The organism is Acidovorax sp. SRB_24 (assembly GCF_012931925.1).
Genome location: NZ_MWOM01000009.1, coordinates 24,407 through 30,047, shown reverse-complemented (window position 1 = coordinate 30,047; position 5,641 = coordinate 24,407). Strand labels below are relative to the sequence as shown.

Below are 5,641 nucleotides of genomic sequence, written 5' to 3'. Positions count from 1 at the left end.
TCGCCATTGTGCGGCAGCCGTGCCAGCGCGGCACGTCAAGGCAGCAAAGCAACTGGCCGTGTCAGGGGCTTGGAGCGCAGGCAGCGCGCAGAAGTTCCGCCTTCGGCCCCGGGCACTGCGCGGCACCGACCCTGACCATAATCCCCGCATGGACCGAATTCTTGTTGCCGCGTTGGCCCTGTGCCTGTCTGCCTGCAGTCCCGCGCTGAACTGGCGCAGCGTGGTCCTGCCCGAGATCGGCTTGCGTGCCAGCCTGCCGTGCAAGCCCGACCACCTGGAGCGCCGCATCGAACTGGCGGGCACGGACACCGCGGTGGACATGGCGGGCTGTGCGGCCGATGGTGTGACCTTCGCCGTGGCCTGCGCCGTGCTGTCCAATCCCGCGCAGGCGGGCGCAGCGCTGGCCCATTGGCGCGCGGCGGTGCTGGCAGGCCTGCGCGCGCCCGCCCCGGGGCAGCCCGGCGCTGCGCAAGACAGCCCCTTCGTGCCGGTCGGCGCGCTCGACCTGCCGCAGTCGGTGCGCACCGTGGTGCAGGGACGGCAGCCCGGCGGCGAAGCGGTCCACGCCCAGGCGGTGTGGTTTGCGCGCGTCCAGGGGCCGCAACTGAGCGCCTGCCATGCCGTGGTCTTGAGCGCCGGGCCGCGCGCCGAGGTGGCAGAAGGCTTTTTTTCGGGCCTGGAGCTGCAATGAACCTGCTGCAGCGCCGCACCGCCGTGACCGTTTTCCTCGCGTTTGCCTTCGCCTACTTCCTTTCGGCCCTGCTGCGTGCCGTAACCGCCACGCTTGCGCCCACCCTGGCCGGCGAGTTCGAGATGCATGCCCGCGACCTGGGCCTGCTGTCGGGCGGGTATTTTCTTGGCTTTGCCGCCACGCAGCTGCCGCTGGGCAATTGGCTGGACCGCCATGGCCCCAAGCGGGTGCTGCTGGGTTTTTTGGTTGCGGCCGTGCTGGGCTGCGTGCTGTTTTCGGTGGCGACGGACTTTTCGGGCCTGCTGGCGGGCCGTGTGCTGTGCGGCGCTGGCGTTAGCGCCTGCCTGATGGCGCCGCTGACGGGTTATCGGCGCTGGTACACGCCCACGGCGCAGTTGCGCGCCAACTCCTGGATGCTCATGACCGGATCGCTGGGCATGGTCGCCTCCACGCTGCCCGTGCAGTGGCTGCTGCCGCTGGCGGGGTGGCGGCCGCTGTTCTGGGGTCTGGCGGCCCTCATCGTGCTGGCGATGGGGTGGATCGCGTTCAGCGTGCCGGCCTGGGTGGGCGCGCACGACCGGGCGGTACCCGAGCCGTCCCAGGCGCCGTCCGGCTATGCGGCCGTGTGGCGGCACCCGTACTTCGTGCGCCTGGCGCCGCTGGGGTTCTTCACCTATGGGGGCATGGTGGCCATGCAGACACTGTGGGCCGGCCCGTGGATGCAGCAGGTGGCGGGCTACTCGGCGCTGGAGGCTGCGACCGGCCTGTTCTGGATCAATGTCGCCATGCTGTGCACTTTCTGGGGCTGGGGCATGGCCAGCCACTGGCTGCTGCGCAAGGGGGTGGACGCCAACCGCCTCATGGCCGCAGGCGTGCCCCTGAGCCTGCTGGTAATGGCGGCCCTCATCGTGCTGGGCGAACGCGCCGGTGCCGCGGCCTGGGCGCTGTACTGCGTGGCCTGCACCTTCGTTTCGCTGTCGCTGCCGGCGCTGGCGCTGGCGTTTCCGCAGGCGCTGGCCGGGCGCGCGCTGTCGGCCTACAACCTGGTGATTTTTGTCGGGGTGTTCGCAGTGCAGTGGGGCATTGGTCTGGCGCTGGACGCCTTTGCCGCCGCCGGCGCCACGCCCATGGCGGCGTTTCGCTGGTCCATGGGCCTGTACCTGGCCTGCAATGTCGCCGCCTACGCCTGGTTTGTCGTGCGCGCGCGCGGCCATAATGCGCTGCAACCCACCGCACCATGAGCACGCGCATCTTCCTCATCGCCCACGCGCCGCTGGCCCATGCCCTGCGCGAATGCGCGCTGCATGTGTTCACCGACTGCGCCGATGCCGTGCTCGCGCTCGACGTGTTGCCGCATGCGGCGCCCGCCGACACGCTGGCGCAGGCGCGGCACATGCTGGCGCCTGCGCCCGCAGCGCCCACCCTGGTGCTGACCGATGTCTTTGGCGCCACCCCGTGCAACATCGCGCAGCGCCTGGTGGCGGACCTGCCCGCCAGGCTGGTGACCGGCGTGAACCTGCCGATGCTGCTGCGCGCCGTCAGCTACCGCACCGAGCCGCTGGACGCCCTGGTGCAGCGCGCCGTGGTGGGCGGCACCCAAGGCGTGATGCAGGTGTGCCTGAGCGCGACCCCTTCAGAACCGACCCGTCCATGATCAAGACCTCCACGACCATCGGCAACACGCTGGGCCTGCACGCCCGCGCGTCCGCCAAACTCACCCGCCTGGCCGGCACTTTTCCTTGCGATGTCTGGATGAGCCGCGGCGGCCGGCGCGTCAATGCCAAGAGCATCATGGGCGTGATGATGCTGGCCGCGGGCCTGGGCTCCGAGGTCGAGATCGAAACCAGCGGCGACCAGGCCCAGGAAGCCATGGACGCCTTGCTGGCCCTGATCGCCGACAAGTTCGGCGAAGGCAGCTGAGCATGGGCCGCGCCGCCACCGCGTGGCACGGCCTGCCCAGGGGCGGGGCATGACGTTTTCCATTCCCGGCCTGGCGGTGGCGCGCGGCATCGCCATCGGGCGTGCCGTGCTGGTGGGCTCGAGCCGCGTCGATGTGGCGCACTACTTCATCGAGCCGCACCAGGTGCCGTCGGAGATCGAGCGGGTGCGCCACGGGCGCAACGCGGTCATGGAGGAGCTGCAGCGCCTGCAGGACGACATGCCGCACGATGCCCCGCACGAGCTGGCGGCGCTGCTCGACGTGCACCTCTTGCTGCTGCAGGACGAGGCGCTGACCAGCGGCGTCAAGCACTGGATCACCGAGCGCCTGTACAACGCCGAGTGGGCACTGACGACCCAGCTCGAAGCCATTGCGCGCCAGTTCGACGAAATGGAGGACGAGTACCTGCGCGAGCGCAAAGCCGACCTCGAACAGGTGGTCGAGCGCATCCTGCGGTACATGAAGGGCGTCGCCCAGCCGGTGGCGCCGCCCCCGCCGAACGCCCGGCGCAAGACCCCGCAGGACCTGCTGCTCGACGACACCATGGACGTGCCGCTGGTGCTGGTGGCGCACGACCTCTCGCCCGCCGACATGCTGCAGTTCAAGAAGAGCGTGTTCGCCGGCTTCGTCACCGACGTGGGCGGCAAGACCTCGCACACCGCCATCGTGGCGCGCAGCATGGACATCCCGGCGGTGGTCGGCGCGCGCGTGGCCAGCCAGCTGGTGCGCCAGGACGACTGGGTCATCATCGACGGCGATGCCGGCGTGATGATCGTCGACCCGTCCGCCATCATCCTGGCCGAATACGGCTTCCGCCAGCGCCAGATGGTGCTCGAGCGCGAGCGCCTGGCGCGCCTGCGGCACACGCCGTCGGTCACGCTCGACGGCCAGAAGATCGAGCTGCTGGCCAACATCGAGCAGCCCAGCGATGCCGCCACCGCCGTGCGCGCCGGCGCCGTGGGCGTGGGCCTGTTCCGCAGCGAGTTCCTGTTCATGGGCCGCAGCGGCGACCTGCCCGGCGAGGAAGAGCAGTATCGGGCCTACCGCGACGCGATCGACGGCATGCAGGGCCTGCCCGTCACGATCCGCACGGTGGACGTGGGCGCGGACAAGCCCCTGGACAAGAACTACAAGGATGCGCAACTGAACCCGGCTCTGGGCCTGCGCGCGATCCGCTGGAGTCTGGCCGACCCGGCCATGTTCCGCACGCAGCTGCGCGCCGTGCTGCGCGCCGCAGCACACGGGCAGGTCAACCTGCTGTTTCCGATGCTCGCCCATGGCAGCGAGATCCGCCAGACGCTGGCGCAGGTCGACCTGGCGCGCGCCGAGCTCGACGAGCGCGGGCAGGCGTACGGACCGGTGCGCCTGGGGGCCATGGTCGAGGTGCCGGCCGCGGCGCTGATGGTGCGCACCTTCCTGCGCTACTTCGACTTTCTCTCGATCGGCACCAACGACCTGATCCAGTACACCCTGGCCATCGACCGCGCCGACGAGGCGGTGTCGCACCTCTACGACCCGCTGCACCCGGCGGTGCTGCAGCTGGTGGCCCAGGTGATCGCCGAATGCCAGGCCCAGGGAAAGAGCGTGTCGGTGTGCGGCGAAATGGCGGGCGACGTCGCTCTCACGCGCCTGCTGCTGGGCCTGGGGCTGCGCAGCTTCTCGATGCACCCGGCCCAAATCCTCGCGGTCAAGCAGGAAGTGCTACGCGCCGACACGCGCAAGCTGGCCGCATGGGCGCAGCAGGTGCTCGGTGCGGACACGCCGAACGACCTGATCGCTCCTTGAGCCACGTGGCCGGGGCCGTGGGCCCCTGCCTGCCGGGTTGATGCTATTAAAAAACTAGCTGTCAGCGCTTTAATGGTAAGCGTTTGAGGCCTTTTTCATGCCAGTTCAGCGGGTGCGCACCCCGAGCACGGCCGCGCCCAGGATCAGCGCCGTCGCCATGCCGATGCTGGCATTCACCGGGCGGCCGGTGACGGCCATCAGCAGCGCGGTCGAGGCCAGCGGCGTGATGTAGCTCAGGATGCCGATGTGGCGCGGGTCGCCGAGTTTAAGCGCCCGGTCCCAGAGGTAGAACGACGCGCCCAGGGGCCCCAGGCCCATGGCCGCCAGCAGCGCCCAGTCGCTTGCCTGCAGCGCGGCGGCGGGCTCCAGCAGCGCGTGGCAGAGCAGGGACAGCAGGCCCGACACCAGCCCAAACAGGCCGATGGCGGTGGTGGGGAAGGCGGCCATGCGGCGCGTGAGCAGCGAATAGGTCGACCAGACGAAGGCGGCCGCCAGCGCCGGCAGGTAGCCCCAGGCCAGGCGGCCGTCGAGGCCCTGGCCCGCGGTGATGGCCAGGGCCGCGCCGCCAAAGCCCAGCAAGGCCGCCACCACGTGCGGCCAGCGCAGCGCCACGCCCGGCAGCACCACGGGCGCCAGCACCACGATCAGCAGCGGCCACAGGTAGTTGACCAGGTTGGCCTCGACCGCGGGCGCATGGCGCAGTGCGACGAACAGCAGCAGGTGGTAGGCGAACAGGCCGTACACGCCGAGCGCCAGCGTGCGCAGCGGAATGCGCCACTGTGCGGGGTCGCGCAGCACCAGCGGCCAGGCGGGCACGCTGCCGATGACGAGCGCGATGCCCGTGAGCAGGAAGGGGGGGACGTGGGTCAGCGAGACCCCCAAGGCGGCCAGCGAGGCCCACAGTGCGATCGCGCCGAGCGCGTAGAGATTGGCTTGCATGGGCCGAGCGTAAACGCAAGCCCCGCCGCGCAGGGGTGCCGTGTGGCCGTCTTGCAACCCCTCCACCCGCGGGTCCCGATTGCGCTGCTGCGCGGACCATCCACAGAGTCAGTGCACTGCAGGACCGGTGGAGGCCAGCGTCAGCCGTTCTCGGCCGGAATTTCCCGGACCGCTGGACCGCCGACGATGCGTTCGCACTCGAAAAGGCCCTGCACAAACGGGTTCTGGTCGTCGACACAGCTGCGCGCGAGGTATTCGGGGTAGACAAAATCGTCGCCCAGGCGCGC

Annotated in this window: 5 protein-coding genes and 1 pseudogene; 5 read left to right on the top strand and 1 reads right to left on the bottom strand. The window is 70.3% G+C overall.

Translation table 11 applies throughout. The features are described 5' to 3' along the window. The first annotated feature begins 148 nt into the window (after positions 1-148). The 5 genes and pseudogenes from B2J89_RS04795 (at position 149) to ptsP (ending at position 4,415) form a co-directional block, all read left to right on the top strand. Positions 149-691 (top strand): hypothetical protein, encoded by a 543-nt coding sequence (locus B2J89_RS04795; RefSeq protein WP_169168094.1) that lies wholly within the window; start codon positions 149-151, stop codon positions 689-691. Further along, positions 688-1,932: an MFS transporter gene (locus tag B2J89_RS04790; RefSeq protein WP_169168093.1), complete on the top strand. Its 1,245-nt coding sequence runs from the start codon at positions 688-690 to the stop codon at positions 1,930-1,932. Before B2J89_RS04795 ends, B2J89_RS04790 begins: the two co-directional genes overlap by 4 nt. After that, a pseudogene (locus B2J89_RS04785) lies at positions 1,929-2,370 on the top strand (PTS sugar transporter subunit IIA); the annotation flags it as partial. The gene B2J89_RS04790 and the pseudogene B2J89_RS04785, both read left to right, overlap by 4 nt. After that, positions 2,342-2,611 (top strand): HPr family phosphocarrier protein, encoded by a 270-nt coding sequence (locus B2J89_RS04780; RefSeq protein WP_169168091.1) that lies wholly within the window; start codon positions 2,342-2,344, stop codon positions 2,609-2,611. The pseudogene B2J89_RS04785 and the gene B2J89_RS04780, both read left to right, overlap by 29 nt. 49 nt (positions 2,612-2,660) lie before the next feature. Further along, on the top strand, positions 2,661-4,415 hold the full coding sequence (gene ptsP / locus B2J89_RS04775) for a phosphoenolpyruvate--protein phosphotransferase (RefSeq protein ID WP_169168090.1): 1,755 nt from the start codon (positions 2,661-2,663) through the stop codon (positions 4,413-4,415). A gap of 105 nt (positions 4,416-4,520) precedes the next feature. Here the strand turns inward: ptsP and B2J89_RS04770 are convergent, their stop codons facing one another. Further along, positions 4,521-5,354: a DMT family transporter gene (locus B2J89_RS04770; protein ID WP_169168089.1), complete on the bottom strand. Its 834-nt coding sequence runs from the start codon at positions 5,352-5,354 to the stop codon at positions 4,521-4,523. Between the last annotated feature and the right edge of the window lie 287 nt (positions 5,355-5,641).

Excerpts from the sequence above, each read along its gene's own strand:
- B2J89_RS04795 (WP_169168094.1), top strand. The coding sequence starts at position 149 with ATGGACCGAATTCTTGTTGCCGCGTTGGCCCTGTGCCTGTCTGCCTGC.
- ptsP (WP_169168090.1), top strand. The coding sequence starts at position 2,661 with ATGACGTTTTCCATTCCCGGCCTGGCGGTGGCGCGCGGCATCGCCATC.
- B2J89_RS04790 (WP_169168093.1), top strand. The coding sequence starts at position 688 with ATGAACCTGCTGCAGCGCCGCACCGCCGTGACCGTTTTCCTCGCGTTT.
- B2J89_RS04780 (WP_169168091.1), top strand. The coding sequence starts at position 2,342 with ATGATCAAGACCTCCACGACCATCGGCAACACGCTGGGCCTGCACGCC.
- B2J89_RS04770 (WP_169168089.1), bottom strand. The coding sequence starts at position 5,354 with ATGCAAGCCAATCTCTACGCGCTCGGCGCGATCGCACTGTGGGCCTCG.